Source organism: Polyangium mundeleinium (assembly GCF_028369105.1).
GTDB lineage: Bacteria > Myxococcota_A > Polyangia > Polyangiales > Polyangiaceae > Polyangium > Polyangium mundeleinium.
In genome coordinates this window covers 5,350,783-5,375,324 of sequence record NZ_JAQNDO010000001.1, presented here as the reverse complement: position 1 = coordinate 5,375,324, position 24,542 = coordinate 5,350,783, and the positions used below count along the sequence as shown (strand labels likewise).

At 68.5% G+C, this 24,542-nt stretch carries 24 protein-coding genes; 9 read left to right on the top strand and 15 right to left on the bottom strand.

Going from position 1 to position 24,542, the window contains the following annotated elements; genetic code table 11:
• Positions 1–38: 38 nt before the first annotated feature.
• Positions 39–623, bottom strand: coding sequence for an HPF/RaiA family ribosome-associated protein (locus POL67_RS21500; protein WP_271919925.1), 585 nt, complete (start codon positions 621–623; stop codon positions 39–41).
• 199 nt (positions 624–822) lie between these two features.
• On the opposite strand from POL67_RS21500, the gene udk reads away from it, so the two are divergent.
• A complete protein-coding gene (gene udk, locus POL67_RS21495) occupies positions 823–1,452 on the top strand; it encodes a uridine kinase (protein ID WP_271919923.1) in 630 nt (209 codons plus the stop codon).
• 55 nt (positions 1,453–1,507) lie between these two features.
• Positions 1,508–2,752: an ATP-grasp domain-containing protein gene (locus POL67_RS21490; RefSeq protein WP_271919921.1), complete on the top strand. Its 1,245-nt coding sequence runs from the start codon at positions 1,508–1,510 to the stop codon at positions 2,750–2,752.
• A gap of 24 nt (positions 2,753–2,776) precedes the next feature.
• Here the strand turns inward: POL67_RS21490 and POL67_RS21485 are convergent, their stop codons facing one another.
• From POL67_RS21485 to POL67_RS21470, 4 genes are all read right to left on the bottom strand, one after another.
• Entirely contained in the window at positions 2,777–2,938 is a 162-nt protein-coding gene (locus POL67_RS21485; RefSeq protein ID WP_271919919.1) for a hypothetical protein, read from the bottom strand.
• Positions 2,939–3,556: 618 nt separating this feature from the next.
• The gene (locus POL67_RS21480; protein ID WP_271919917.1) at positions 3,557–4,102 is read right to left on the bottom strand and encodes a cysteine hydrolase family protein; all 546 of its coding nucleotides are present in this window, start codon (positions 4,100–4,102) and stop codon (positions 3,557–3,559) included.
• 105 nt (positions 4,103–4,207) lie between these two features.
• The gene (locus tag POL67_RS21475) at positions 4,208–4,525 is read right to left on the bottom strand and encodes an SWIM zinc finger family protein (RefSeq protein WP_271919915.1); all 318 of its coding nucleotides are present in this window, start codon (positions 4,523–4,525) and stop codon (positions 4,208–4,210) included.
• A gap of 11 nt (positions 4,526–4,536) precedes the next feature.
• On the bottom strand, positions 4,537–5,079 hold the full coding sequence (locus POL67_RS21470) for a hypothetical protein (protein WP_271919913.1): 543 nt from the start codon (positions 5,077–5,079) through the stop codon (positions 4,537–4,539).
• 637 nt (positions 5,080–5,716) lie between these two features.
• On the opposite strand from POL67_RS21470, the gene POL67_RS21465 reads away from it, so the two are divergent.
• The 3 genes from POL67_RS21465 (at position 5,717) to POL67_RS21455 (ending at position 8,723) form a co-directional block, all read left to right on the top strand.
• Entirely contained in the window at positions 5,717–6,523 is an 807-nt protein-coding gene (locus POL67_RS21465) for a hypothetical protein (RefSeq protein ID WP_271919911.1), read from the top strand.
• Between the two features lie 437 nt (positions 6,524–6,960).
• Positions 6,961–7,707 carry a hypothetical protein gene (locus POL67_RS21460; protein WP_271919908.1) on the top strand — a complete coding sequence of 249 codons (747 nt, stop codon included), beginning with the start codon at positions 6,961–6,963 and terminating at the stop codon, positions 7,705–7,707.
• A complete protein-coding gene (locus POL67_RS21455; protein ID WP_271919906.1) occupies positions 7,704–8,723 on the top strand; it encodes a site-2 protease family protein in 1,020 nt (339 codons plus the stop codon). The genes POL67_RS21460 and POL67_RS21455 overlap by 4 nt, the downstream gene beginning before the upstream one ends.
• A 3-nt stretch (positions 8,724–8,726) precedes the next feature.
• On the opposite strand, the gene POL67_RS21450 is transcribed toward POL67_RS21455, so the two are convergent.
• From POL67_RS21450 to POL67_RS21440, 3 genes are all read right to left on the bottom strand, one after another.
• Positions 8,727–11,150: a hypothetical protein gene (locus POL67_RS21450; RefSeq protein WP_271919904.1), complete on the bottom strand. Its 2,424-nt coding sequence runs from the start codon at positions 11,148–11,150 to the stop codon at positions 8,727–8,729.
• 131 nt (positions 11,151–11,281) lie between these two features.
• Positions 11,282–12,121, bottom strand: coding sequence for a DAPG hydrolase family protein (locus tag POL67_RS21445; protein WP_271919902.1), 840 nt, complete (start codon positions 12,119–12,121; stop codon positions 11,282–11,284).
• Positions 12,118–13,467, bottom strand: coding sequence for an FAD-binding oxidoreductase (locus tag POL67_RS21440; RefSeq protein ID WP_271919900.1), 1,350 nt, complete (start codon positions 13,465–13,467; stop codon positions 12,118–12,120). Before POL67_RS21440 ends, POL67_RS21445 begins: the two co-directional genes overlap by 4 nt.
• Before the next feature lie 78 nt (positions 13,468–13,545).
• Between POL67_RS21440 and POL67_RS21435 the strand changes: the two genes are divergently transcribed.
• Positions 13,546–14,433 carry a LysR family transcriptional regulator gene (locus POL67_RS21435; RefSeq protein ID WP_271919898.1) on the top strand — a complete coding sequence of 296 codons (888 nt, stop codon included), beginning with the start codon at positions 13,546–13,548 and terminating at the stop codon, positions 14,431–14,433.
• Between the two features lie 18 nt (positions 14,434–14,451).
• Positions 14,452–15,273: a hypothetical protein gene (locus POL67_RS21430; RefSeq protein ID WP_271919896.1), complete on the top strand. Its 822-nt coding sequence runs from the start codon at positions 14,452–14,454 to the stop codon at positions 15,271–15,273.
• On the opposite strand, the gene POL67_RS21425 is transcribed toward POL67_RS21430, so the two are convergent.
• Together POL67_RS21425 and POL67_RS21420 are read right to left on the bottom strand one after the other, a co-directional pair.
• Positions 15,235–16,584 carry a nucleobase:cation symporter-2 family protein gene (locus tag POL67_RS21425; protein WP_271919894.1) on the bottom strand — a complete coding sequence of 450 codons (1,350 nt, stop codon included), beginning with the start codon at positions 16,582–16,584 and terminating at the stop codon, positions 15,235–15,237. The two genes, POL67_RS21430 and POL67_RS21425, sit on opposite strands and share 39 nt — an antisense overlap.
• A gap of 45 nt (positions 16,585–16,629) precedes the next feature.
• Entirely contained in the window at positions 16,630–18,087 is a 1,458-nt protein-coding gene (locus POL67_RS21420) for a S28 family serine protease (protein ID WP_271919892.1), read from the bottom strand.
• A 242-nt stretch (positions 18,088–18,329) separates the two neighbouring features.
• On the opposite strand from POL67_RS21420, the gene POL67_RS21415 reads away from it, so the two are divergent.
• Positions 18,330–19,901 carry a benzoate-CoA ligase family protein gene (locus POL67_RS21415; RefSeq protein WP_271919890.1) on the top strand — a complete coding sequence of 524 codons (1,572 nt, stop codon included), beginning with the start codon at positions 18,330–18,332 and terminating at the stop codon, positions 19,899–19,901.
• A gap of 9 nt (positions 19,902–19,910) precedes the next feature.
• Here the strand turns inward: POL67_RS21415 and POL67_RS21410 are convergent, their stop codons facing one another.
• The 5 genes from POL67_RS21410 to POL67_RS21390 all read right to left on the bottom strand — a co-directional run bounded on the left by POL67_RS21410 (position 19,911) and on the right by POL67_RS21390 (position 23,828).
• The gene (locus POL67_RS21410) at positions 19,911–20,522 is read right to left on the bottom strand and encodes a TetR/AcrR family transcriptional regulator (protein ID WP_271919888.1); all 612 of its coding nucleotides are present in this window, start codon (positions 20,520–20,522) and stop codon (positions 19,911–19,913) included.
• The gene (locus tag POL67_RS21405) at positions 20,519–21,850 is read right to left on the bottom strand and encodes a cytochrome P450 (protein ID WP_271919886.1); all 1,332 of its coding nucleotides are present in this window, start codon (positions 21,848–21,850) and stop codon (positions 20,519–20,521) included. Before POL67_RS21405 ends, POL67_RS21410 begins: the two co-directional genes overlap by 4 nt.
• A 104-nt stretch (positions 21,851–21,954) precedes the next feature.
• The gene (locus POL67_RS21400; protein WP_271919884.1) at positions 21,955–22,926 is read right to left on the bottom strand and encodes a hypothetical protein; all 972 of its coding nucleotides are present in this window, start codon (positions 22,924–22,926) and stop codon (positions 21,955–21,957) included.
• 79 nt (positions 22,927–23,005) lie between these two features.
• Complete coding sequence (locus POL67_RS21395; protein ID WP_271919882.1) at positions 23,006–23,521, bottom strand: GNAT family N-acetyltransferase; 516 nt, start codon at positions 23,519–23,521, stop codon at positions 23,006–23,008.
• A gap of 28 nt (positions 23,522–23,549) precedes the next feature.
• Positions 23,550–23,828 carry a hypothetical protein gene (locus tag POL67_RS21390; protein ID WP_271919880.1) on the bottom strand — a complete coding sequence of 93 codons (279 nt, stop codon included), beginning with the start codon at positions 23,826–23,828 and terminating at the stop codon, positions 23,550–23,552.
• A gap of 87 nt (positions 23,829–23,915) precedes the next feature.
• Here POL67_RS21390 and POL67_RS21385 point away from each other — a divergent pair, with 87 nt between their 5' ends.
• The gene (locus POL67_RS21385; protein ID WP_271919878.1) at positions 23,916–24,539 is read left to right on the top strand and encodes a hypothetical protein; all 624 of its coding nucleotides are present in this window, start codon (positions 23,916–23,918) and stop codon (positions 24,537–24,539) included.
• Positions 24,540–24,542 lie beyond the last annotated feature (3 nt).

Here is a 24,542-nt window from a genome sequence, read left to right as displayed (position 1 = left end):
TTGCCGGGGCTCCGCAAGAGGCGGCGGATTTTGATGTTCTAGGCGGCGCGGTGACCGTGTCCGCCCTTGCCGACGATGGCGACGGTGCTCGCCTGCGGCCCCTTCTCTCCGAGCTCCTCCTCGTAGCGGACCTCGGTGCCCACGGCGAGCCGCGCGAAGCCGTTGTTGAGGACGCTGTTCTTGTGGAAGTACACGTCGTAGCCGTCCTCGGCCTCCAAGAACCCGTAGCCGCTCTCGGGGAAGATCCGCGCGACCCTTCCGTGCGGCGGCCCGACGTGGGTCTTCACGTCGCCCCGCTGCTTCGCCACGTACTCCCGGAGGAGCCGGCGCGCGCCGTCGAACGCCTCGTGGACCGCGACGTACACGTCCTCGTGCGCGCGCATGTGCTGCTCTTCGGCGGACTCGCCGCCGACGACGATCTCCTCGCCGGGTACGGTCATGTCGATCCGCACCCGGTAGACGTTGCCCTGGTGACGCCGGCGGGACTCCGGCTCGATCGCCACGCGGCAGCTCATGATCCCTTCGTAGACCTCGTCGAGCTTCTCGGCCTTCTCGCGCACCTCGCGCGCCACGGACTCCGACGGTGGCATGTCGCGGAACGTGATCTGGAGCGGTAACTTCATGGAACCTCCATGGCGCGAGTCCGTCGGGTCGCCTCGGCGCCCGCCGGCCATCGACCCTTCTCCCCCTCACATTCGGCTCCGTCCGCGCTGCGGCAAGACCCGGCGCGCCCGTCAAGGTGTGGCGCGGCATGCTTGTTCGCTCCACGGTCGACCAGGCCGCCGAATCGAAGTATGGTGCCGCCGGGACGAACGAGCTCTGATGCGACCGCTCATCATTGGAGTTGCTGGCGGCAGCGGCTCAGGCAAGACGACCGTGGCCCGCCGTATCGTCGAGGCGCTGCCTCCCGCCGGCGTGAACATCCTCGAACACGACGCGTATTACCGCGACCGCGGCGACATCTCCTACGAGGAGCGCTGCGGCCTCAACTTCGATCACCCGGAGTCGCTGGAGACCGAGCTGCTCGTCGAGCACCTCGCGGCCCTGCGGGAGGGCGCGTCCATCGACGTGCCTCGGTACGACTTCAAGACGCACCGGCGCGCGCCGGATTCGCGCCGTGTCGCGCCGACGCCGGTGGTCATCGTCGAGGGCATCCTGGTGTTCGTCGAGGCGAAGCTCCGCGACCATCTCGACATCAAGATCTACGTCGACACGGACGCCGACATCCGAGCCTTCCGGCGCATCCGTCGCGACATCGAGCACCGCGGCCGGACGTTCGATTCGATCCGGGAGCAGTACTACCGGACCGTGCGGCCGATGCACCTCATGTTCGTCGAACCCTCGAAACGCTGGGCCGACGTGATCATCCCCGAGGGGGGTGACAACAAGATTGGCATCGATCTCGTGATCGCGCTGATCCGCCAGATGCGCGGGGCCGAGATGGCCGGCTGAGTTTGGCGCGACGGCCAGATGACATCCCGGCCCGAGTTGGAGTAATGGAGGCCCCGTGATCAACACCGACCACGATCCGACGAGGCCCGCCTCCCTGCCCCCGCCGCCGACCACGATCCTCTGCGTGTCGAGCTACTTCAAGGGCAACGACTTCCTGAAGCAGGCGCGGCGCGAGGGTTGCCGGGTGATCCTGTTGACGCTCGAGTCCTTGCTCGGCAAACCCTGGGCGCGCGAGGAGATCGACGAGATCTTCGGCATGCCGACGTTGAACGATCGGCGCGCAGTCGTGAACGCGGTCAGTTACCTCGCCCGCACGCGCGAGATCGAGCGCGTCGCGCCGCTCGACGACTACGACGTGGAGCTCGCCGCGCACCTGCGCGAGCACCTGCGCATCCCGGGCATGGGCGAGACGACGGCGCGGTATTTCCGCGACAAGCTGGCGATGCGCGCCCGCGCCAAGGATCGCAGCATCCCGGTGCCGGACTTCGTGCACGTGCTGAACGACGAGCGCGTGCGCCGCTTCCTGCGCACGGTGCCGGCGCCGTGGCTGCTCAAGCCCCGCTCCGAAGCCGCGTCGCTCGGCATCAAGAAGCTCGATCGCGAGGAGGACGCGCTGCGCGTCATCGAGGAGCTCGGCGACGATCGCTCGCGCTACCTGCTCGAGCGGATGATCCCGGGGCAGTTCTTCCACGTGGACGCGATCGTCTCCGAGAAGCGCATCGTGTTCGCCGAGGCGCACCAGTACCGGACGTCGCTCTTCGAGGTGGTGAACCAGGGCGGCCCGTCGGCGACGCAGACCGTGGATCGATCGAGTGATCTCTGGCGCGAGCTCATCGACCTGAACGAGCGGGTGATCGAGCACATGGGCCTCGTGCGCGGCGTGACGCACATCGAGTACGTGCGCTCGACCGAGGACGGCCGGATCTACTTCATCGAGGCAGCCGCGCGCGTAGGCGGGAGCCACACGTCGGACATCGTGGAGGCGGCGACGGGAATCAACCTGTGGCGCGAATGGGCGAAGGTCGAAATCGCGCAAGGCGAACGCCCGTACGTGCTGCCGCCGCGGCGCTACGACTACGGCGGTCTCGTGATCTCGCTGTCGCGGCAGGAGCACCCGGACATGTCGGTGTACACGGACCCCGAGATCGTCTGGCGCACGCCGGAGAAGCCGCACCACGCAGGGCTCATCGTCCGCGCAGACAACCCGGCCCGGGTGCGCGAGCTGGTCGAGAACTACGCAGAGCGGTTCACCCAGGACTTCACGGCCGTCCTGCCGCCGCCCACCGCGCCGGTGGCCTGAAGCGCAAGCGCCCCGGCACCGTCCTCACGGCCCGCCTCCGATCATCGTCGTCACCGGCAACTCCTCCACGGCGCCATCAGGCGCAGCAGGCGCGTTGCTCCCAGGCCCGCGGGAGAGAAGAACGCCCGCGCTGATCAGGCACAACACCACCACGATGACCGCAATCATCTCGAGGACCTTCTTCATTCTCCTCCACTGCGATATCGCACCGCGAATACCGCAGCCTCCTCGCCGGAACGGGGCTTGAACCTCAATCCAATACGCGCGCACCAAGCCATTCCACGGCGGAGCCATCCGCCGGCTCAACTCGAATGCGCAGCCCATCGTCGAGCGCGGCGTAGATTGCCCGTCGAGCGCCCCCTCGTCCAGGGGAAATGGCTTACATGATGGACATTGATTGTCCGATCTCCCGCGGGGCGGATCCCGCGGAGGCTCGGCGGCGACGCAGAGCCGGGGCGCTGCCCCGGACCCCGCGGGGGCTGTCCGCCCCTCGACCCGGACCAGGCACGGCCTGGACCGAAGGTGGAAGAACTGCGCAAAGCGCAGTTCTTCCAACGGGCCGGTGGCAAGACCACGGAGGTGGGTCTCAGGCTGGCGACGGGTGCGTTGCCGGTGGAAACGTCAGCGCGGCTGTCTTGGTGGGCAGGGTCGTTGAGGGTCTTGACCGGGCCTGTTCGATGAACTGCGCGGAGCGCAGTTCATCGAGCCTGGGTCCAGCCCCTGGCTGGTCCGGGTGCAGGGGCGGATAGCCCCTGCTGGGGCCTGGGGCAAAGCCCCAGCGCGGCGCCTTCGAACGGCCCGCCCTCAGCCGAGGAACTCGTCGGTCGATCGCATCTTCGCATAGGCGAAGCCGAGGGCGGCCATGAATGCGGCGTGGGCTTGCGCGGCGGGGACGCGCACGCCGTTGAACTCCAGATCGCGCGAGGCGCAGGCGTCGTGAATGACCGTGACTGCGTAGCCGAAATCGGCGGATGCGCGCGTCACGGCATCGACGCACATGTGGCTCATGTTGCCGCAGATCACGACCTCGGTGATGCCATTGCGGTCGAGCACCTCTTTGAGGTTCGTGTCACGGAACGAGTTGATCTGGTGCTTCAGCACCACGGGCTCATCGCCTTGGTTTTGCACCTTCGGGTGAATTTGCGCGCCTTCGGAGCCGGGGGCGAAGAAGGGGGCGTCGGCGGTGGGAAATTCGTGGCGAATGTGGACGACCAGGTCGCCCTTGCTGCGGGCGGCGGCGAGCAGTCGCGCCGCGTTGTCGGCGGCGGCCTCGACCCCGCTGAGCGTCCACTTCCCTCCGGGGAAGTAATCATTCTGGATGTCGACGACGATGAGCGCGCGCGTGGCCATGTTTTTTATCCTTTCCGGATCCGCAGCCGGGGATGACTGCGGCGTGTCTACCACGCCACGCTGGATTTGGAAAGGATGCGAGCCGCCTGGCAGGGCGGGCTCGCTTCACGTATATCGATGCCCTGCTGGCAATGCTTCCTCCATGAACGTGTGTCCACTCGCGGCGAGCAGGAGCAGCCCCAACGCGTGCTTGCATGGCCGCTTGCGGCTCGGACAGCTACACCGCGCGTCCTCCGCCGAGCGCGCGAAGACCGCATATGCGTCGCCCTTCGAGCCGAGCGCCACGCCCCATACGGCGTCTCCCTCACGACCGAGCCTCCGCCAGGCCGAGGCCTTTGCGAGCTTCTTGGCATCCGCCAGAGCGCGGGCATCCGGCGCCAGCGCTTGGATTCCAGCAACCGTCAGCGAGCTGAACCAAGTCATTGCCGCACCTTCTATCCTTGAAAGATCGTGAAGAGCCCGTGACCCGACGAGGAGCCTACGTCGAGCGCCTCCTTCGCCTCGCGCAGCGTCGCCTCGGGGCTGTAGCGCTCGTTGAAGCTCCGCGACGAAAGCGCATGCGCGATCGCGTTCGCGAGGCGCCTGCACGTGTCGGGGCTACGCCAGGCGATCGCCGGAATGCCGGAGGGAGACGCAGGCAAGTCGAGCCATTCGGCTTCACATGCCCGATACGAAAGCTCCCAAAGCGGGTATTCGCTCTCGTCGGGATAATACTCCAGGCCCCACTTCCGCTGCGCGAAGCTCGCGAGAAGAACCTCCACCGCGCGCCCATACATGGCCCCCTCGGGGTGCTCCGCGCGTTTTGGTAAAAAGACGAACGTGCCCCGCGCCATCACCTCGAACGCGGGACGCAAGCGCTCGTCGGGCGGCTCGGCCGCGCGGTAGACGGCATCGACGAGGTCGGTGACGTCGCCACGAATGCGCGCCTGCAAAGGCGCAGGGTCCACGAGGAGGAGGTCGAGGAACTGGCTTCCCATGCGGCCTGGAGTCTCGGCGGAGGCGCGCGTTCGTGTCAACAAGTGCCCGCGCGCGCCGACCTCGCGTCGCGCCCCTTCCAAGCCGACCTCCGCACACGCCGACCTCGCGTCGCGCCCCTTCCAAGCCGGCCTTCGCGCATGCCGACCCCTCTCCGCGCCCCTTCCAAGCCGACCTCCGCGCGCGCCGACCTCGCGTCGCGCCCCTTCCAAGCCGCTCCCGGCGCACGCCGACCCGTCTCCGCGCCCCTTCCAAGCCGCTCCCGGCGCACGCCGACCCGTCTCCGCGCCCCCTCCCCGCCTCGCTCCCCACGCGCTGACCCCGCTCCGCGCCCCCTCCCCGCCTCGCTCCCCACGCGCCGACCCCGCTCCGCGCCCCCTCCCCGCCTCGCTCCCCACGCGCCGACCCCTCGTCGCGCCCCTTTCCGCGGCGACGCCGCTTCCTTTCGGATCACCCCCGCTCCATTCCGGATCGCCCTCCGCTCCATTCCGGATCGTCCCCCCTCCGTGCCCGCGTGCATGTGGCCCTTTTCGCGCGTTTTTCTCGGCGTTCTCGGCTGGCATTCCTCTTGCCATGTCTCCCTCCCGAACCCGCGGCGCGACATCCCGTCGCGTCCGCTTCCAGCGAGGTGTCTTTCCCATGCCGACGACCACCACCCCCGCCAAGCTCTCACGCGCCGAAAAAGCCGCCATCTGCCGCAAGCTCCACGACAACCTCGTCGTCCGTGCGCAGATGGGCCCCCCCGAGCCCGCGCTCGACGCATTCATCCCGCAGCTCGACGCCACGGCCACGCGGCTCGAAGCCCACGTGGCCGGCAAATATGCCGCCAGCGCCGCGCGCGCCGCGTACGCCGAGCGCGTCGAGGAGGCCGACGTCGAGGTCGATACCGTGGCCTGCCACATCGAAAGCTTCTTCGACAACGAAGGCCATCGCCGCCAGGGGCCCCACGTCGCTGCGGTCCGAGCGATTCACGCCGCCGCATTCCCCACAGGTCGCGCGTTCCTCGACGCGCGTGTGCCCGAGGAGAACGCCGAGATCCGCCGGATCCTCGCCGTCCTGCGCGCCCCGGAGCACGCCGCGACGCTCGCCGGGATCTCGTTCCCCATGGAATGGATCACCCGACTCGAATACGCAGTCGGCGAGAGCGACCTGGCTTATGCCGAGCGGGCTTCCGCGCGAGGGACCGCCGGCCATCACGTGAACCTCGGCAAGGACGCAGAAGCCCATTGGCTCGATGTGGTGGGGCGGCTGCGCAAGCACGTGGAAAGCCGCGCGCCCGCGGGAGACGTCGAGCGGTCCCTCGAAGGTCGCGCACTCCTCGCTCCCCTGACGGACGCCATGGCACACGCCAAAGCCGTCGCCGCCGCTCGCGCAACGCGACGAACCAAAAAGGCGGAAGAGCCGCCTGCCGAGCCACCTTCGTCGATTGACTTCGCCCGGCCGTGATCCCTCGCGAAGGCGCAGAGCTGGGGCTTTGCCCCAGGCCCCACCGGGGCTGTCCGCCCCTGGACCCGGACCAGCGCAAGCGCTGGACGCGGGGTCGATGAACTGCGCTCCGCGCAGTTCATCGAACAGCCAGGGTCAAGACCGGCGACGACCCTGCCAATCAAGACCGCGGCGCTGACGTCTCCACCGGCCACGCCCCCGTCGCCGGCTTGAAACCCCCCTCCATGGTCTTGCCACCGGCCCGTTGGAAGAACTGCGCGGAGCGCAGTTCTTCCAGCCTCGGTCCAGGCCGTGCCTGGTTCGGGTCGAGGGGCGAACAGCCCCCGCGGGGCCCGGGGCAGCGCCCCGGCACGACGCCCCCACGAAGAGACCCATTCGGCGGCATGATTGACTTCGCCCGCCCATGACGCTCAACTCCCGCCGATGGAGATCGGGGGATGAGCGAAGCCACACTCGACACCAAGCCAGCCGAACCCGCCGCGCCCGCCGCGCCCGAAGCGCCCGAAGCGCCCGAAGCGCCGGCCAAGCTCGACTTCGAGCGCGCCGAGTTCGGCGCGCCGGCCGCCAGGCACGTGCAGTGCTCGGCCTGCCAGTCGGCCATCACGACCGCGTACTACCAGCTCCTCGACAAGGTCCTGTGCAGCTCGTGTCGTGACGCGGTGAACCGCTCGTCGGAGGATGCTCGCAGCACCTCGGCCTTTGGAAGAGCCTTCCTCCTGGCCGGCGGCGTCGCCCTCGGCTGCGGCGTCGTGTACGCGCTCTTCGTGCACTTCACGCGGATCCAGCTCGCGCTCGCGACCATCGGCATCGGCGTGCTCGTCGGCCGCGTCATCCAGAGCGTCACGCGTGGATTCGGGAGCACGAAACATCAGGTGCTCGCCGTCGTGCTCACGTACCTCGCGTCCGCGATGGGGTACCTGCCCGCGATCCTCGCCGAGATGAATGCAGGCGACGACACGCAGAGCTTGGGGCTCATCGGCAGCATCGTCTACGTCGTGCTCGTCTCGGCGTTCACGCTGATCGCGCCGCTCCTCGACATCATGAACGGCTTCAGCGGCATCCTCGGCGTGCTGATCATCTTCTTCGGCCTGCGCACCGCGTGGCAGGTGTCGCGGGGCGTCGGCGGCCCCATCGCCATCAGCGGCCCGTACCAGGTGAACACGAGCCCGAGCCCGACCCCGTGAACCACGTCGTCTCGCGCTGCGCGGCCTGCGGAGTCGAGCTCGCCCCGGGCATGCTCGCTTGCCCCGCCTGCCGCAAGCTCGTGCACGGCGCGCGCCTCGCGTCCCTCGCGGCGGACGGCGACGCCGCCGAGCGCGAGGGCCGCTTCACCGACGCCCTCACACACTGGCGCGAGGCGCTCGGGCTCTTGCCTCCGGGCAGCACGCAACATCGCGTCATCGGCGAGACGATCCGCCGCCTCAGCCTGGCCCTCGAACAAGCTGGAAACACACCGAAGCCGCAGGGCGGACGCGCGAAGACGGTGGCCGGCCTCGGCGCGGTCGCGCTCGTCGCGTGGAACCTCAAGTACTTCCTGCTCTCGCTGCTCGGAAAGGCAAAGCTGCTCCTCTCGGGGCTCGCATCACTCCCCACGCTCCTCTCGATGTTCGCGTGGCTCGCGCTCGATCGATCCCGCGGGCTCTCCTTCGCGCTCGGGCTCGTCGCTTCGATCTACGTGCACGAGATGGGGCACGTGTCGGCGCTTCGCCTGTACGGCATCCAGGCGACCGCGCCGATGTTCGTGCCGGGCCTCGGCGCGCTCGTGCGGATGAAGCAGTATCCGATCGACGCGCGCGAGGATGCGCGGGTCGGGCTCGCGGGGCCCGTGTGGGGGTGCGCCGCGGCGGCGATCGCGCTCGCGGCGGGGCTCGTCCTGAAGGATCGCACGATGCTCGCGGTGGCGAGCGTCGGCGCGACGATCAACGTCTTCAACCTGGTCCCGGTCTGGCAGCTCGACGGCGCGCGGGGCTTCCGGGCGCTCGAACCGCGGCAGCGGGGGATCGTGCTGACGATCGCCGCGCTCGCCGCGCTGCTCTCGGGGGACGTGATGGGCTGGATCGTGTGCGCGGCGGGAAGCTTGCGGCTCAAACGAGATCTGCCGCCGGAGGGGGATTCTCGGGCCTTCCGCACGTTCGCGGGGCTGCTCGTCGCCTTGTCGGCGATCGCGTGGGCGGCCGGGAAGGCCGCCCCGCCGGGCTGAGGATCAGAAGCAGAAGACCTTGCAGAGGACCTCGCCCACGTCATCCACGACGTCCTCGACCTCGCTGCCCACGTCCTCCGCGAGGTCCTCGAGGTCCGACACGCCGCCCTCGAACCAGCCCAGGGTCGAGTCGAGCGTCGAATTCACGACCGACCCGGCCGTCGAGGTCCAGTTCGTGACCTCGGCGGCTGCATTCTCGGTCGTGAAGATGAGCGCGGTGCTGGCCGTCCCGGCGACACCATTGAGCTTCGAGCCGATCTCCTCGGTGGTTCCATGCAGCCAAACCGTCGACTCCCGCGCGGCCTCCCGCGTCCACACCACCGCGACGCCCGCGTGATGGCTGATCACGATGCGACCGTCGTTCACCGCGTCGACGAGGCCGACGCGGACGTCGTGGCTCCAGTCGATGCCCCACGCGTGGAGGTTGTAGGCCATGATGTGGAGCGGAGTGCCCAAGCCGACGACCCAGCCCCGCAGGTGGTTGTACGCGGTCACGGCATCGCTGCCCTTGACGTACACCGACACGCCCACGGGAACGACGACGAGCGGGACGCTGAAGCCGTATTGCCCATCCTTGCCGTACTTGAGCTCGCCATAGAGGCCCACGCCGGCCGACAGGTTGAGCGACGCGGTCGTGCCGGAGGGATCACCCACGCCCGTTGTGAGGACGAAGAGGTTCGATTCGAAGCCCATGGCGAGCCCGCTGTCCGTGAACATCGCGCCGGCATTGCCCTGGCCGATCTCGAGCGTCGTGTACCCGAGCGCGTTCTGCGACGTGCTCGACATCATCGAGCCCGAGAAGGTCATCCCGTAACGCGATTGCTCAAAATCGCCGTTGAAGAAGGCAACGGAATAGGTGCGTCCCTCGGGCAGGTCCGTACGGGCCGCTTCGAGCTCGGTCGCGTCGACCGTCGTGCCCACGTTCCCCACGAGATCGGAGACCGTCGCGAGCAAGCTCGCCTGTTGCGTGACGCTGAGCGTCTCCCAGAAATCCGTGCCGACGCCGAAGTTGTATCCCGCGGTGCGCAGCGCCTCGGCGATCACGAAGGGGTCGGCCACGACGAACCCATTGCCGCCGGGCAACTCGACCACGAGCAGAAGCTCCTGGGCGCCGTCGCCGTTGATGTCCTGGTAGACGAACTTCAGGGTCGGCGCGGGCACGTCGTCGAGGGCGTGGGTGATGGCGAGGCGCGGGCCTTCCAGGGTCGTGTTCTCTTTCGAGGCGAACGCGAAGTTGAGGTACGGCGTGTACTTGGCGCGGACGAGGACGAGCGTGATCTTGCCGTTCCCATCCGCGTTGATGAAATCGACGAGCGCGTCGCTGGTGAACGAGACGGTCTTGCCCACGTCGGTGCGCTCCACCGTGAATTGCCCGAGCGCATCGACCTCCGAGTTCCGCACGCCGTCGGACGAGCTGTCGATTTCGTTCGAGAACGTCGCGTCGTTCGCCGTCGCCTCGTCGAAGCTCTCGGACACCGCGCCGTCACGGACCCCGAACACGACGAAGTTCAAGCTCTCCGGGATCGTGCCGACGTCCTGGAAGTAATTCGCGACGTCGAGGCTCATCGTGGCCTTCTCGACCTTCGTGCCCGGCGCCATCTCGAAACGAACCACGCCCTTGCGCGTATTGGCGTGCGTGCCGCCGTTGTTCTTCACGAGGATGTCGCTCTCGGCCCCGTGGACCGTCGAGTCCCCGTACCGAGCATAGGTGTCCGCGGCGGCGCCGAGCGTCTCCTCGGCCTGGATGAAGAGGCGCGGCCCGCTCAGCGTCGTGTGCTCCTTCGAGGCGAACGCCGTGTCGAAGCTGTTGCTCCGGAGGACACGCGTAACGACGAGCGTGATCACGCCGTCGCTATCGGCGTTGATGAAGTCGACCAGGGCCGCGCTCGAGAATCGCACGGCCTTGTGGAGGTCGGCCTGCGTGAGCGTGATCGTCCCGAGCGGGTCTTTCGCGGTCGTGGCGGGGTTACCGTCGAAGACGCCGACCGCGGACGTGTTCACGCCCACGGCGGTACTGGTGATGACGCCAGAGAAATTCGACCACTTGGCTGATTCCTCCTCGACGTCTTCCATGGATCCCGAAGCCTCGGCGAGGCCCCAGATCCGGAAATCGCAGGAGAGCGCCTCGTCGAACCTGGCGAGGTCGAGGTAAAGCGCCGCGTCCGTGGCCTTGTCCGTCGGGTTGATCTGGAACCGCATGACGGTCGCCACGGAGTTGTACGACTGGTCCGTGCTGGTGTTCCGCGACAGCTTGACGACGAGCTCGGTCGAGCTGCCGTGCGGTCCCGATCCGTCGAGGTTCACGTGGGTATCGTCCGTCGGCGTGACGACGGTGGCCCGCGCGATCGTCGTGTGCCCGAGGAACACGAGCGCGAATCCCATCAATCGCAAGAAGAAGGTCCTGAAGTGGTCGTGGCGGTGGTTCACGGTGCCTCCGAAGGTCGACGAGGCGGCGTCAGCGCCTCACGAATCGAAGGTAGCTCCGCTCGATGTCCCTACAATGGCCACGGTTCGCCATGGGATGTCCACGCGTGGACATCGTCGAAACGGCTGTGGGATCAGGGCATTTCGTGGAGCTCGGCGTGGAGCTTCGGGAGGAACGAGGCGAGGTGCGACATTTCCTGGGAGCAATGCACGAGGAGCGCGCGGGCTTCTTCCAGGCTCGGCGCCGCCACGCGCCGCGCGATTCGCGACACGACGGCGCCGACGAACCCCGGCGCCCGCACGACGCCGTGGGGCCCGCCGAGCCAGAAGCGGGAGCGCATTTCGGCGCCCCCCGGGACACGGCGGACGTGATGCACGAGCCAGCCGGCCTCCACGGGCAGCCCGAGCAGGCCGATGCGCGCGCAGACCACGGTGGCCTGCGCGGGATCCGCGAGCGCCGCCTCGTCGAATCCGAGCTCCGCGGGCCGGACGAACCGGATCGTCACCTGCTGCAATCGGCTGCCGATGTACTCGTCGACGAACGAGACGCGGCCGACGTACCGCGCGCGCCCCTCGGCGCCCGGCGGATCCGCGTCTCCCCAGCACGCATGCACGTGCGCGCGGGGATGCCAGAGTTTGTAACGTTGTGGCTCTTTGCCATGCCAGCCGAACCACCAATCGACCATGGCCGGCGACACGTCGGGCATCGCGGTGCGCACCGCGAGGAAGAGCGCGCCGTCGTCGCGAACGCCGAGTCCATTCTCGACCTCGTGATCCCCCGCGTCGAGGAGCCGCGGCGCGCCTTTGAGATCGGGGAGCAAGGGCGCGGCGAGCGGGCCACAAAGAAGCGCCTCCCGCGCATGCTCCACGAGCGGCGCGACACGCGGATTCCAGAAGGCTGCATAGGGCTTGTTGCTGAGCTCGCCCTCCTGCATGCCGAGGTGGAGCGGGCGCGACGGAATCGGGTGGCTCATGGTCGTCCCATCCAGGCGTGAAAGGTGTGTTTCGGATCGCGGTCTCCTCGGATCTGATCGAGCCGCGCGAGGTTTTCCGACGTGACGAACCGCGCCGGCCGTTTTCCGAGGTTCTCGTCGGCGAGCTGGCAGCCGCTCGCGAGAGGTTGCATCTCCCGCATGCGATCCCCGGCCCAGGGCGCGTAGAGGTCGTCGTCCTTTTCGCGTTTCCACCCTGCATACAGGGCGATGTAGATGTCGTCCTCCACCGAAAACGCCATGTCGGGTCGATCCGGCGGCGGCGCCCAGTTCAACCAGAGCACGTGCGAGGGCGGCGGCGGGAGTGTCTCGGCGATCTTGCGCAGGCCCGGGAGCAGATCGTCGATGGGGGCGTGGGTCCACATGTTGTCGACCGCATACCGATGATCGTCCGGGTAATGGTGCATGACGGCGCTGTAGAGGAGCGGCAGCGTCGCGGGGATGAAGTCGGCCTTGAGCGCGGCGCTGCGTCCGAGGGCGCTCTCGTTCATGAAGGCGAGCGCGTCGAACGTCTCGCGCGCGGTGCCCGCGAAGACGGGCGCAAAGACCTCGATGCCCGGCCCGCCCACGCCGGTCGCATTGCGCGTCATGACGAGCTGCAGCTCGACCGCGGCGGACACGGAGGGCCCTACGGCCCGCGCCCAGCGGAAGACCTCTTCCATCCGGGACATGGGAAAACTCTGGAACGCGAACCCCGTGACCTCGGGCTTTTCGTACACGCGCAGGTGAAAGCGCGTCACGACGCAGAAGAACCCGGGGCCCGAGCCACGCGCGGCCCAATAAAGATCGGCGTTCTCCTCGGCGCTCGCGTACACCCGCTCGCCGTCGGCGGTCACGAGATCGAGACCGATCACGCTCATGCACGCCGGGCCGAGCGCGCGGCCGTGCCAGCCGAAGCCGCCCTGGAGCAGATACCCCCCGACGCACACGCCCTTGCAATGTCCCGTGGGGAAAAACAGCGACTGCCGCCCGAGCATCTCGGCGAGCTCGTTGCCGGCGCGGCCCGGCCCCGTGGTCGCGCGCCTCGCCTTCCGGTCGATCGTGACCTCGTCGAGGCCGGAGACGTCGAGCAAGAGCCCGCCGTCCCGCAGGTGATTGCCCGCCCAGCTATGGCCCCCCGAGCGGACGCCCATCCGCAGGCCCTCGCGCCGCGCGAGCTTCACGGCGGCGACGACGTCGCGCTCGGTCTTCGCTTGCACGATCACCTCCGGATATCGATCGGGCACACGCGCATTCCACATCGTGGCCCGCCGACGCTCTTCATAACCGGGAGCGCCGCGCCGGAAGGTTCGTCCCTCGTGCGGCACATCGAGATGGCTGGTCAACATCGTTCGATGGTAAGCTCGGCCGAGCGGCGGGCGCATGGCCAATCTCGGCCACCCGGTGCTCAGAAAACGACTATCCCCATGGACCTCGAAGAGCTCCGAGCCTTTCTCGCAGTGGCCGAGGCTGGCTCGTTCCTGGCCGCGGCGACGTCCCTCCGCATGCCCCGCGCCACGTTGCGCCGCAGGATCGATCAGCTCGAAGCACGCGCCGGCGTGCTGCTCGTGGATCGGACGCGGGACGGCGTCAGCCTCACCGAAGCCGGAAAACTCCTGGCGGCGCGCGGGCGGCTCATGGTGCAGGAGTCGAACGCGCTCTTGCAATCGGTCCGGGAGGCGGGATCCGAGCCGGCCGGCGTGCTTCGTGTCCTCTTGCCCGTGGGCTTGCCCCCGCACGTCCTCATTCACGTGCTCGGCATCGCGCGCAAGCACCCACGCCTCGCCTTCCGGCTCCATTTCAGCGACGATCCGATCGCGGGGCTCATGGAGAGCGTGGACCTCGCCTTTCATTTCGGCGAAACGAGCCCCGCGGGGCCGTGGGTCTCACGCGAGCTCATGCGCACCCGCGTGTGGCTGGTCGCGTCGCGTGAATACCTGGCCCGGCGCGGGACACCACGATCCGTCGAGGAGCTTTCGCGGCACGATCTGCTCGCGTGGGAGAGCCCGGGCGACGACGGGCGCTCCTGGCCTCTGCTCCGCGGCGGCACGTTCCCGGTCTCGCCCCTCGTCACGGCCCAAGACATTCACGTGATCCGTCAGTTCGCGCTCGCGGGGCACGGAATCGCGCTCCTGCCCGACCCCGGGATCCCGGACGAGGGGCTGCCCGAGGGCACGATCGTCCCGGTCCTGCCCGACATCGTGGGCCGCGAGCTCGGGTTCCGTGTGGTCGTGCCGGCCGTCCTGTCCGAAATCCCGCGCATCAAAGCGATGCTCGATCTGCTCGAGCCATTCCTCGGAAAACTGGGCTTGTAATTCGAATAGGGGGAAACGATGATCTCGCTCCGACGCCGAACCTTCGCGAGGACCTGTGTCGCGCTCTCGGCCGCCGCCCTCACCTTCACCACGGCCCCGGAGGCGCGCGCCGACTCCTACCGCGATCTCGCAGACGGTCTCGCGACGATCTTCTTTACCGGGACGGCGATCCTCGTCACCGGCACGGTCTTCACGATTCACGACGCCGCGATCGTGTCGCAAGGCGAGCCCCCGGCGCTCGGCTGGTCGATTGCGGAGAGCGCACTCATGACGCCGTCGGCGCTCCTGCTCAACGGGCTCCTCGTGCGGTCGCACGTTGACGGCATCGACTCCAACCTCGTCGCCGCCGTGTTCCTCGTTCCCGCCGCGTGGACCGGGGCCATGAGCGCGCACGGGATCTGGTCGCTCGCCGCGCCGAGCACGGATCGGGGGACGGTGTATGGCGTGTCCTGGGCGCTCGGCGCGAATCTCGCGTTCACCACGGGCGCGGTGAGCGCATTGTTCCACGAGAACAGGACGCCGCCCGTGGCGTTCGGGATCCTCGAAATGCTGGGGACGACGCCGACGATCCTCGTGGGCGCCGCGCAGCTTTTCGATCCCGCGGGCCGGGATCGCGGTGCATGGACAGCGCTGACGGCGTGGTCGGGCGCATTGTTCGTGCACGGCGGGATCACGCTCGCCACGGCGATCGTGCGCGCGCGAGAGGACGACACGGACGACACGAAGACCGACGCGGAGGTGGCCCGGGGCGGGTTTGCCCCGCGATTGCATTTCGGGCCGACCCTGGTCAGCGATGGAGTTTTACGGGCTCCCGGGATCGGTGTGAGCGGCGTGTTTTGAAGGCTCGCGCCCGCGGGCAAACACCGCGTGGAGGAGGATGCCGGTCACGCTGCCGGCGGTGATGCCGCTTTGCAGGATCACCTGGAGCCATGGGGGCAAACTCCGCCAGAAATTCGGAGCGCCGAGCGGAATGAGGCCCACCGCGAGGGTCGCCGCGACGATGAGCCCGTTCATGCGCCCCCGCTCGCTGTCGAAATCGACCCGCGACAGCGTACGCAGCCCGCTCGCGGCCACCTGCCCGAACATGAGCAGCCCCGCCCCGCCGAGCACGGGCGCCGGAATCGCGGCGACGAGCGCCGCGAGCTTCGGCAAGAGGCCAAGCACGACGAGGATCACGCCCGCCGCCGCGACGACCCAGCGGCTGCGCACACGCGAGAGCGCCACGAGGCCCACGTTCTGCGCATACGCGGTGTACGGAAACGCATTCAGCACGCCGCCCAGCATCGTGGACAAGCCGTCGGCGCGTAAGCCCCGCGCGAGCGCCTCGGGCGTCAAGGGCCTGCCCGTGAGCACGCCGAGCGCCACGAAGTCCCCCGTCGATTCCACCATGACGACCAGCATGACGAGGGCCATCGACGCCACCGCCCCCGGCTCGAAATGCGGCAGCCCGAACGCGAAGGGCGTGGTCACCGCGATCCAGCGCGCCTCGCGCACGCCCGCGAGATCGAACATGCCGAGCGCCGCCGAGATCACGGTGCCCGACACGAGCCCGAGGAGCACAGCCACGCCCTGCCAGAAGCCTCTGAGCACGCGTTTGTAAAGGAGAACCAGCGCGAACGTGGTGAACGCGAGCCCGAGCGCGGCCGGCGCGCCGAAATCGGGGGACGACGGGTCCCCGCCGCCCGCCCAGCGCACCGCGACGGGCAACAAGGAAATGCCGATGAGCGTGATGATGCTGCCCGTCACGACCGGCGGGAAAAACCGGAGCAATCGCGCGAAGAAGGGCGCGACGAGCAAGGTCAGCGCGCCGGCCGCGATGACGGCGCCGTACACGGAGGGCAATCCGCCCGTCTTGCCAATGAGGATCATCGGGCCGACGGCGGCGAACGTACACCCCTGGATGACCGGCAGACGCACGCCGAAGCCGGGAAACCCCACGGTTTGCACGAGCGTCGCGAGGCCGCAGGTGAAGAGGTCGGCGCTGATGAGATACACGAGCTCCTCCCGCGAGAGGCCGAGGGCGCCGGCGACGATGAGCGGCACCGCGACGGCACCGGCGTACATGGCGAGTACGTGCTGGAGGCCATACGCGAGGAGGCGCGGCAACGGCAGCCACGCGTCGACGGGATCGGGGGCGCTTTGCGAGGCCATGGCCGAGGATCGCCCCGCGCAGGCGCGAACGCAAGCGTATGCGAATCAGCGCAGCGGCAGGCGGAAGCGTGCCCCCGGGGCCTCGTCGTCCGCGACTTCCGGCGCGAGCGGCGCGGCCGTCCGGGCGGCCGACGGGTCGAAGGGCATGTCGGCCCAATCGAAGATGCGGCTCATCGCGTGCAATCGTTCCTCCTCGGGTAGGTCTTCGATCCCCACGCCGTGGTGCCCGTCGGGCACGAAGTACCGGAATGCGTCGTTCTTCGCTCGGACATCAAACGGGCTCGTGCTCCAAGGATCGTTCTCCCCATAAATGAAGAGCATCCGCTTGCCATGCGCCCACGTCCGCGCTTCGATCAACGGCATGAGACCGTAATCGAAGGGGATCGTCACCGGCACGGGCGTGAGGTTTTCCGCCCTGTCCTGCCCCGGATACCGCAGCAGATCCCGCAAGGGGGCCTCGTCGAAGCGCGGGTGGCCGAGCTGGGTGGCCGACTGGTAGAAATAGGGCCCATAGTGCACGTTGATGGTCTCGTCGTCGTAGTTGAACGGGGCGCCGAGGTAGTTGATGTAGAAGGAGAGCAGCTCCTCGTCGCTCGCGTCCGGCGCCGGGAGATGAGGCTCGCAGAATTGCACGGGGCAAAACTGCCAGTAGAAAAACGAGGCTTCGAGGACGCCGAATTCGAAGGCGCGGTCGGCCCCCACGATATCGAACGTGAGGCCCCAGTCCTCGCCCAGCTCCGCCACCATCATCGGCACGATATGGTCACGCCGCGCCAGAAGGGCGCGCTGATAGGCGATGAGCCTCGACCGCATCGCCGCGTCCCCCACGTTGCGGATGAACGTGACGTACCGCGGATCGCTCGGCGAATAGGTGGACGGCGACACGAACGCGACCGTGCCGTCGACGTCGTCCGGGTAGTAGTAGCGATGATAGATCGAGGTCATGCCGCCCTTGCTGCTGGCGCCGGAGATCCAGCGGCCTGTATAGACGGGCCTGAACGCCTGCACGATCCGGTGGTGATCGCCGGCGGACTGCTCGATGTCGAGGTGCTCGTACGTCGGGCCCGCGGGCACGGATTCGCCGTAGTAGCGATGCTCGGCGTAGAGCTGATTGGCCTGGAGCATGGCCGTGACTTTGCCCTCGATCGCCCTCCGCGTGTTCACGGCATACCCGCTGGGGAGGAACGACGTGGGCGCGTCGAAGGAGCGATGCAGGAGGGCGATCTTCTGTGTGAAGCGCGGGCCGTCCGGGTCATGGTGGTCCACGGGCTGCTCGAATCGGAGCACGAAGAAGCGCGTGCCCGGGATGGTCGAGGGGTTCTCACTGACCACCGTGAGCCCAGGGATCCCGTTGAGCTCAGCGAGGACCTCGTCGGTCACGGCCGCCTGCGCAGCGGCGACAGGCTCGTCCAGAGCAGAGCCCTCGCCGGTGCCGCACGCGGCGACGCCGAGAGCGAGGAAGATCGAAGTCACGGGAAAGTTACGAATTTGCCGCATGTTCATGCTTTTTCATTTTGGCAATCGCCGTGCCTGGCCCCACGCCGCGCCGCACCTCGGCGAAACGCCCTACGCGCGGGAGACACGCGGTCCACGTGCACGTGTCGAGCAACCGGCTTGCACGAATTGCGCAAGCCAACGCCGATGTCGTCGCGCGATTCGTGCAATCGAGGGCGGTGGTGCGGTTCCGACGCGGCGCACAAATCGACGCGCAGGCATGGCGCGTCCTGTGGTACGCTCCCGGCACGATGTCCGCGCCCTCCCCTGCCCTCGCCTTGCCCCGCGTGTACAACGCTGCCGGCCATTTCATCGATCGGCACCTCGCCGAGGGGCGCGGCGAGAGGATCGCCGTCATCGACCACGAGGGCGCCGTCACGTATGCGGAGCTCGCCGAGCGCGTGAACCGAGCGGGAAACGCGCTCCGCGGGCTCGGCGTCCGGATGGAGGAGCGGGTCCTCCTTTGCCTGCTCGATGGCCGTGATTTCCCAACCGTCTTCTTCGGAGCGATGAAGATCGGCGCCGTCCCGGTGCCCGTGAACACGCTGCTCCAGCCCGACGATTACGCGTACCTGCTCGAGGACAGCCGCGCCCGCGTGCTCGTTCTATCGTCGCCGCTTTCTCCGAAATTCGCGTCGATCCTCGAAAAGGCGCGTTTCCTCGAGCACGTCGTGCTCGTCGGCGACGCAGGCGCGAGCCCCGGGAGGCATGCGCACCTGGGTGAGCTCCTCCGCGCCGCCGAGCCCACGCTCGCAGCCGCGCCGACGACGCCGGACGACGTGGCTTTCTGGTTGTACTCGTCCGGATCGACCGGTCGGCCGAAAGGCGCGGTGCACCTGCATTCCCACCTGCAGCAGACCGCCGTGCTTTATGGCGAGCGTGTCCTCGGGATCGAGCCGGGCGACGTGGTTTTCTCGGCGGCGAAATCGTTTTTCGCGTACGGCCTCGGCAATGGGATCACCTTTCCCTTTCACGTCGGCGCCACGGCCGTCTACCAGCCCGACCGGGCGACGCCCGATACCGTGATGCGCGTGCTCCGCGAACAACGTCCCACCATCTTCTACGGCGTCCCCACGCTCTACGCCTCGATCCTCGCCGATCCCAAGAACAACCGCGAGACCGGCTCGAATCGCCTCCGCGTCTGCGTCTCCGCGGGCGAGGCCTTGCCCAAGGAGATCGGCGAGACATGGTTCGAGCGCTTCGGGGCGCACATCCTCGACGGGATCGGCTCCACGGAGATGTTGCACATTTTCATGAGCAATCGGCCCGGGGACGTGCGGTACGGGACCTCGGGACGCCCCGTCGCCGGCTACGACGTAAAACTCGTCGACGACGCGGGCGAGCCCGTGCCCGACGGCGAAGACGGCTCCCTGTGGGTGCGCGGGCCGTCGAGCTGCGTTTCGTACTGGAACCAGCGGCAAAAGAGCCTCGACACGTTCCACGGCGCCTGGACCCGCACGGGCGACCGGTACGTGCGCGACGTGGAAGGATATTTTACGTACGCAGGGCGCAGCGACGACATGCTGAAGGTGTCGGGGATATGGGTCTCGCCGTTCGAGGTCGAGAGCGCCCTCACGGCCCATGAGGCCGTGCTCGAAGCCGCCGTCGTGGGCCACACCGACGAGGCCAAGCTCGTCAAGCCGAAGGCGTTCGTCGTGCTGAAGCGGCCGGACGAAGCTTCGCCGGCGCTCGCGGACGCGCTGAAAGATTTCGTGAAGGGGCGGCTCGCGCCCTACAAGTACCCGCGCTGGATCGAGTTCGTGCGCGAGCTGCCGAAGACGGCGACGGGGAAGATCCAGCGGTTCAAGTTGCGCGAGGGGTGAGAAGACGATTCAAGGGGCCGCGCTGCGCGCGCCGCCCTCGGGTCTGGCGCGGATCCCGTCGAGGAGCAGCGTCTTGCAATGGGCGAACGCCTCGGGAAAGCTCATCCCGAGCGCGGCGAGGACGTCGGGGCGGAGGATGTTCTGCACGTTGTTGATGACGATGCGGACGACGAAGTCCTCGGGCACGTCGGGCCGGAAGACCCCCGCGCGTTTGCCCGCGGCGAAGAGCGCGCGCGTGCGCGTGTGGACGACCTTGCTTCGCCATTGATCGACGCGCGCCCATAACGAAGGCGCGTCGCGCTGCAGATCGGTGAGGAGCGGACCACGCGCGGATTCGTAGCCGCCCGCGACGAGCCGCATGAAGCGCTCGAGTTTGTCCTCGAAGCCGAGCGCCGCGTCGTCGAGCACGGCCGCGAGCTCGACGTCGATCGTGGTGAACGTGGCGTCGATGACGGCCTCGCAGAGCACCTCTTTGCTCGCGAAATGGCGGTAGAGCGTTTTTTTGCTCATGGCGAGCTCGGAGGCGATCTCGTCCATCGTGACGCGGCCGAACCCGTGCGCGAAAAAGAGCCGTCGCGCGGCGGCGAGGATGCGGCTGCGCGCCTCCGCCTCGGCCGTCACGCGACGGCCCGCTGCACAGGCCCGAGGTACCGGAGCGGCGCGCCCTCGGACGGACCCAGGGTCACGTTGCGGCGCACGACGCGCGGCGGCTCGGCGGAGAGCACCTGGAAGCGGTGCGCCGAGAGCAGCGTCCCGAGCACGATCTTCATTTCGTAGAGCGCGAATGCCGCCCCGAGGCAACGCCGCGCGCCGCCGCCGAACGGGAGATACTCGAACGGCGTGAATTTGCGCTCCAGGAATCGCTCGGGCCGAAACACGTCGGCGTCCGGGTACACGGCGGGGTTGTGATGCGCGAGCACGATCGCCGCCATCACGGAGGCCCCGGGCGGGAGCTCGACGCCGCGGAACGTGAACGGCGCGAGGAGCTTGCGCGAGACCATGCCGACCACGGGATGCAGCCGGAGCGCCTCGTCGCAGACGGCCGAGAGATAAGGCAATTTCACGAGCGCCTCGGGCGACGGGGCCGGGCCGAGCTCGCGGATTTCGGAGAGGAGCCGGTCCCGGATGCGCGAGTTCCTGTGGATCCCATCGAGCGCCCAGGCCATGCCAATGGCCGTGGTCTCGTGGCCGGCGATCAACATGGTGCGCAATTCGTCGTCGATCTCCTCGTTCGACATGGGCCTTCCCTCCTCGTCGCGCACGGAGAGCAGGAGGCTCAAGATGTCGTCGCGGACCTCGCCACTCTTGCGCCGGGCCTCGATCTCCTCGGCGAGGAGGGCGTGGAAACGCTCGGTAAAACGCTGGAAACGCGCCCAGGGCCCGAGGCCGCCAAAGGAGCGGCGCAGGGGCTCGATCATCATGAGCGGCGGCGTGTACGCCTCGATATAGCCGACAATCACCTCACGGAAGAGCGCCACGCGCGCAGGGTCCCGCACCCCGAAGACGGTCTCGATGATGACTTCGAGCGAAATCTCCTGGGTGAGATCTTGCGCCTTGAACTTCGCGTCCGCCGAGAGCTCGGCCGCCTTGCGAAGCGTGATGGCCGCCATGAGATCGCCATAGGCGCGCATGCGATCGCCATGGAAAGGCGGGGTGAGCAGCTTGCGCTCGCGGCGGTGGGGCGCGCCGTCGAGCAGGAGCACGGAATGCCGGCCAACCACCGGTTCGAGCGGAAGGACCGCGTATGGGGTGAACAGGGAGGGATCCGCAGTGAAGATCTCCCGGATCCCCTCGGGATCCCCCGTGACGACGACGTCCCCCGGAGGAAGCGGGAGCGTGAACGGGTCACCGTATCGACCGACGGCATCGAGGAAAAAACGCTTCGTGTCCCGAGCGAGCTTGAGCGCCTGGAGCGCAGGGAAGCGGGGACCGGCAGGCAGGGTGTGCATCGTGGCCTCCGTGGGAACCAAGGAAACTGTACTGGTTTCCTCAGTTTCCGACAACGCCAAAAACGTGCTCTCGGCCACGCGCTGCCGCAAGGGATCTGCCTGTGTCAGTGCTCGCTTGCAGCCCCGATCCAGGTCGCGAGCTCGGCCGGCGACAGATCGAGCACGGCGTCTCCAACCCGGTCCGGGCCCTGCTTGCGGAGCAGCTCCACGAGGGACGAGCGCTCGGCCGAGGTCATCGCGCGACCGAGCCGGCGCTCGACCATGTGCACGAGCGGTCGAAGCCCCTCCGCGCGGCCTTGCTCACGGCCTTGCTCGCGGCCTTCCTCGCGGCCTTCCTCGCGGCCCTTGGCGACCATCTCCCGGCCGAACTCGCTCTGATACTCATAATTTCGCATGGCCACCAGCCTCTCCAGCGCCTTGCGCGCAGCCTCGCCTACCGAAAATAGCACGAGATCCGCGTACAGCGCCTTCCGCTCGTTGTCCTCGACCCCGGTGGTCGCCGCGAGCGCCGCCACCGCCACGTCGAGCGCGACCTCCGTTTGTCCGTGCGCCAGCGCCGAGAGCACGGCCAGCTCGGGCCGCCTCGCCGCCTCCGCGAGGTCCGTCACCACGGGAACCCCCTGCGGGCCGAGCACGAGCGGCACGACGGATCCTCGTCCCGGTCCCAGCTCGATGGGTTTGGCCAGGCGAGACGCGAGCGTCGCGTCGGGGGTCACGACCAGCAGGCAAGCCGGGCAGCGGTAACGCGCCCTCGCCCCGGCGACGTAGGCCGGCCAGACGAACGGTTTGTCGGGGTCCCACTGCAGCTGCACCTCGACGAGGATGACGAGGACCGGCCGCTCTTCGAGCAGGAGCACGAGGAGATCAGCCCTCCTTTCCCGTGGCACGATGTCCGTCAGGTCGGCCGCCTCGATGCGGGCCTCGGTGAAGCGCGGCAGCGGCACGGAGAGCGCCTCGGCGAGCAGCTCCGCAGCCAGCACGGGCCGATTGCGGAACAACTCGACGAGCGCTTCGTGGAGCAACGAGGGCACGAGCGCCCGGTAGGTCGGTTCGTCCGCGGGGTCAAGGACAAACATTTTCCCCGCGCCCTCGGCCGGTCGAAGGCGGCGCGGGCGGCGTCCTCGACGCCCTCGATCACGCCGTCGGCGAAGGCCGTCACGCGAGCGTGAGGCGCATGTGAACCCGGAGTTCCCAGTCGATGCCCATTTCGTGTTGCGCCTCGGTCGCGGCGCGCATCTCCGGGGACCATTCTTCCGGCGGGACGACGACGAACCCGTGGCGCGTGTACCAGGGCATGTTCCACGCGACATCCGATTGCGTGTTCAGCACGAGGGTCCGCTCACCCGCCGCGCGCGCCCGTTCGATGAGATCCCGCAAGAGCGCCGTGCCCATCCCGAGTCGTCCGTGCGAGGGGAGCACGCTCACCTGCCCGAGGCAGAGCTCCGCGCCCAAACGCGTGACGAAGAGCCAGCCGACGACCTCGCCGTCCACCTCGGCGACCGTGATGCGCCCGGCCGCGACGGCCCGCTGCGCAGCGTCGAGCGGGATGGTCTCCCCGTCCAGGAACGACGCATAGCGAGTCGCCCGATAACGCTCGTCCGCGGCGCGCTCGATGGCCCCGAGCAACGGAATGTCTTCGACGCGCGCCGGACGCAGGACGAACGAGGTCACCGCCGGACCTTATCACACCTCCCCGCACCTACCGTCTCGGTTCAGAGCTTCCCGGGCAGGTGCCGCATTCTCTCCAGCCGTGCCACCATTCCTTTCCGTCGGGACAGAGGTACAGCTCGTTGCAGAATTTTACGCGCACGTAACACTTCGTCAGCACGCGCTGGTAGACGCAGCCCGGCGGCTCGGCGCCTTCGCCCGAGGCGGCGCCCGGGCCAGTCGTGTTCGTATCTTGCGCGGCGGCGGAGGAACCGAGCTCGACCACGGCGACCAGGGCCACAACGAAGGCGAACGGCCCCTTCCTGTTCATACGACCTCCGCGCTGGATCTGAGGACCCGACGTGCACGTCGCAAGCACGCGCGGGAACTCCGCGCGCCCCGCGGCCTCCATGCCCCCATGGTTCGTGTCCTCGCCCGCGCCGCTTCGATGATGCTCCCGGCCCTCGGGCTCGCTTGCAGCCCAACGCGCCCGCCAGCGGTCGAGCCTCCGCCGGCGGTCTCCTCGGCGCCCTCCCCCGCCGAAGACCCTTCCCCGCCCGTGATGCCACGCGCGCCGGTCTCGACGGCCGGTTGCCCCTTCCGGTGGACGCCTCACGAGATCGGCGCGAGCGTGCTCCGGCTGCCCGCCGCGTACGCCGGTCGGTTCATGAACCCGCTCTACGACGTGGCCTGCGCCTGCGTGCGCCCGGGGGAACACGTGTACATGGTCGCCCGCATCGTCCCCGAGCGAGGGACGATCGAGGCCGTGACGGCCGATCGGAACGACCTCACGACGCGCGCCGATCCGAGCATCGATGCCTGTTTCGCCGCCGTGCTCGGGGCGACGACGTTCGAGCCATTCGAGGTCGGCAGCGACGTCGTGTGTCCCGAAGAGCCGCCGCCCACGAAGGGCCCGCCGTTCTTCCGCCCCCCGCGCCCGGCGAATTGCACCGCGCGCGGCCAGCAGACCTCGAAAATCATCTACCCGCTCGTCGTGGACCGCCGGGGCGAGGCGCCCTCCTCCTCCGCCGAGGGCTCGTAAAAA